The 3,715-nt window shown below is 29.2% G+C and carries 4 protein-coding genes; all 4 read left to right on the top strand.

From position 1 onward, the window contains the following. Positions 1-177 precede the first annotated feature (177 nt). The 4 genes from MPF13_RS15295 to MPF13_RS15280 all read left to right on the top strand — a co-directional run bounded on the left by MPF13_RS15295 (position 178) and on the right by MPF13_RS15280 (position 3,157). Positions 178-954: an ApaLI family restriction endonuclease gene (locus MPF13_RS15295; RefSeq protein ID WP_249983632.1), complete on the top strand. Its 777-nt coding sequence runs from the start codon at positions 178-180 to the stop codon at positions 952-954. Beyond that, positions 941-2,149 (top strand): DNA-methyltransferase, encoded by a 1,209-nt coding sequence (locus tag MPF13_RS15290; RefSeq protein ID WP_249983631.1) that lies wholly within the window; start codon positions 941-943, stop codon positions 2,147-2,149. The genes MPF13_RS15295 and MPF13_RS15290 overlap by 14 nt, the downstream gene beginning before the upstream one ends. 143 nt (positions 2,150-2,292) lie before the next feature. After that, a complete protein-coding gene (locus MPF13_RS15285; protein WP_099567894.1) occupies positions 2,293-2,811 on the top strand; it encodes a hypothetical protein in 519 nt (172 codons plus the stop codon). Position 2,812: 1 nt separating this feature from the next. Continuing rightward, a complete protein-coding gene (locus MPF13_RS15280; RefSeq protein WP_099567895.1) occupies positions 2,813-3,157 on the top strand; it encodes a hypothetical protein in 345 nt (114 codons plus the stop codon). Positions 3,158-3,715 lie beyond the last annotated feature (558 nt).

Here is a 3,715-nt window from a genome sequence, read left to right as displayed (position 1 = left end):
AAACAAAATTTGTTGCTTTTTAATCTTGTCTTAATTTTCCTGCGGAAAATCAGCCAATCTTAAAATCGCAAATTTTCATAACACAAACACGTTGGGCACAATACAAAATAACTCTGCGAAAGGATTTTAAATTTCGTAAATTTGTTAAAATTTAAGAACTAATTGAAACTATATAAATTGAACAAAAAAGAACTTGTAGACTACTGTAAATCCCTTGGAATTGAAACAAAAGGAAAAACCAAAGACACATTAATGGAGGATGCAGAAACATACGGAAATCAACAAATCCTACAAGCCAAAAAGGATGGAACAGACTATGACCTACTCTATTCAAAAATTGAAGAACTTTCCAATCGATATGCTGAAACTCTGAACGGAAAAATAGAGGGCAGAAAAGAAGAAATGCTCGAAGATGATAATTCACATTATCTAATTTATAGAGTATTAGGAATTTCTAACGAGCGAGGTCAATTAATAGACGTTTACCAAAATACAGGTCGATTTCTCTACAAATATGCTGGGTCGTTTTTAGAAGAAGCAACTGTTCTATGCTTTAAATTTAACAACCTAAAAGGTAAACGAACATTAGTAAAAAACACAGTTGGTTCAAGACCGAAAACATTTGAAATTGACTTTTTAGACGACAATAACGCAATAGAAATAAAATGGCGAGATGCGACTACTGATGGAGACCATATAACAAAAGAACATACCAGAGTAGAATGTATTACAAGCTATGGTTATAAACCGATAAGGGTAATGTTTTATTATCCTCAAAGAAAGCAAGCTATTAAAATTCAAAAAATACTTGCTACATATTACAAAGGTGTAAAAGGAGAATATTATGGTGGAGATGAAGCTTGGAATTTTGTCAAAAAATATACTGGATATGATTTATTAGAAATCCTGACTTCTATCGCAGATAAAAAAACTAAAGCTGATGGAAGTAAATAAAATTTATCAAGGAAATTGCATCAATAAATTGACAGAATTAGAATCTAATTCCGTTGATTTAGTATATTTTGACCCACCATTTTTTACCCAAAAAAAACATTCATTAGTAACTAGAGATGAATCAAAAAAATATGAATTCAGCGATAGTTGGAATTCATTAGATGACTATTTAGATTTAATTGAGGCTTGTCTAAAAGAATGTAAAAGAGTTTTAAAAGAAACTGGTAGTGTTTTTCTTCATTGCGATAAGGTTGCTTCTCATTATATCAGAGTAACTCTAGACAAAGTTTTTGGAATGAAAAATTTCCAAAGTGAAATTATTTGGAGCTACAAAAGATGGTCTAATTCAAAAAAAGGTCTTTTAAACTCACATCAGAATATATATTTCTATTCAAAAAGCAAACATTTTAAGTTCAATCAATACTACACCAATTACGCTGCTACAACAAATATTGACCAAATCTTACAAGACAGAAAAAAAACTGCAAATGGAAAGTCAATTTACAAGACAGATGAAAACGGCAACATTGTTTTAGGAAAAGAAAAAAAAGGCGTTCCATTATCAGATACTTGGGAAATTCCTTACCTAAATCCCAAAGCAAAAGAAAGAGTTGGTTATCCGACACAAAAACCTGTTTTACTCTTAAAAGAGATAATAAAAATAGTAACAGATAAAGGAGATTTAGTTGTTGACCCTTTTTGTGGAAGTGGTACAACCTGTGTCGCTGCTAAATCTATGGATAGAGATTTTATCGGAATTGATGCATCTCAAGATGCAGTTGAACTTGCCAATAGACGATTAGAAGAAATGATAATCACAGGTTCCGCATTATTAAACAAAGGCTATAATAGCTATCTTGAAAAATCAGAATATGAAATGGCAATTCTGAAAAGTATTGATGCTCTGCCAGTTCAAAGAAACTCTGGAATTGATGGATTTTTAAGAAAGCATTTTAACGAGAAACCTGTGCCTGTAAAAATTCAAGGAAAGAGAGAAACTCTCAATGATGCAATCGAAAAGCTTGAAAAATCTTGCCAAGGAAAAGAATTTGACTTAAAAATTGTAATTCAAACTCGAAAAGAATCACGAGGTAATAGACTTTTTGAATTGGAATCTGATATAGAAATTATTCAATCACAAGAATTGATAATTGAGGAATTGAAAGAAAAAAGTACTGTGCCCAACAATGTATAAAAATAATAGCGGTTTAATCTCTAAAACCAAAGTAAGTAAATATAAAAAAGGTCTATGCTTAACCGAAAAGTTAGTGCTTAAAAATCCGCTACTATTCTTATACTAGACCGTTGGCATACATTAAGACGAACTGCATTGATAATATGGAAAAAACAGAAATAGTAAACTTAATTCACGAAGAACTACAATCTAAAAGTAAATTTCTTACCGATATTGGAATTCGTAACTATAAGGAATTTACTAACCAATTAAAAATAATTATTGGAGATTTAGGAGAAAAGATGGGTTATGAAGTTGCAACAAATTGCGATAAAGAATATAACGAAAAAGAATGGTTATTTGACTTAGTTTGGTATAAAATGGCTGTAAACGAAAATGAAAATATTGTTTCATCTATTGATTTAGTTTTAGAATCTGAAATTAGTTATAAAACTTTTGGGCATTTTAAAATAGATTTTGATAAACTATTAATTGCTACTAAATCAACAAAAATTATGATTTTCACCAAAGTTAAAGAACAACTTATTGAAAGAATTAAAAATTATGTTCAGTCATCATTAAATATATCCAATGACTACACTAAAGACAATAAAATACATTTAATACTTTGGGACGAAAATGATACTGGAGAATTTTATTTAACATCTTTTACAAAATTATAATATGGATTTAGCTATAATATTAATAACCTTATTTATTCCTTCATATATTATTTGGGCTATTTATGACCATTTTAATAAAAGAAGTCAATTACTAAATTACGTAAAACAAACATTAGGAAAAGAAGAATTTCGAATCATAAAATCTAAAAAACATTATGTGGGAATGCCAGCACCTATTTTAACATATCTGATGGGAAGACCAGATAAAATTAATGAAAACGTAGATGCAGAAAATGTTTATCATCATTATTTGTATGGTGAGTTTAAAAATAGATTAGGTAATGTCAAGTATAAATATCGTGTTACTTGCTTAAATGGATTTGTAGAAAGCTTTGGAGATTTATAATTATGACAAATGAACAATACAACAAACTTGAAAGACTAGTTAGGAAATGGGAAAAACGCTCACACTTTTTAGGGATATTTTCTGTAAAGACGACAATTATTGCTTCGATAATTTTATTAATAATTTTAAGTTACTTAATCAATAATGGGTAATTATTTAACATATGGAATACCAATATTTTTAGGAATCATTGCTTATTGGAAATCTGACTTTTTTATATCAAGAAGGCAGAAATATATACATAGTCCATTTCAAGTATTACAAATTAGAATAGGAATTGCAATAGGAATTTTCATTATTGCTTTTAGTATAATATCCAAAATGGAATTACAATAACGTATGCCAACACCGTATAAAATTAATTGCTGGTTTTAGCCAGTTTACGAAAGTCCTTGCGGACTTTCTATCTGTGATTTATTTGCTAACTTTAGTGCTAAATCAACGCAACTAATCTTATACAACAACGTTGTGCGTCATTTAACCCAAGCCTACCAATGTCATTTCTAACTGAATATTCTTATCGCCAATTAATTGAAAGAGTTGAAATAAAAGATATTG

The sequence above is a fragment of the Polaribacter sp. Z022 genome, from assembly GCF_023555495.1.
Classification (GTDB): domain Bacteria; phylum Bacteroidota; class Bacteroidia; order Flavobacteriales; family Flavobacteriaceae; genus Polaribacter.
This window is presented reverse-complemented; position numbering and strand designations above follow the sequence as displayed.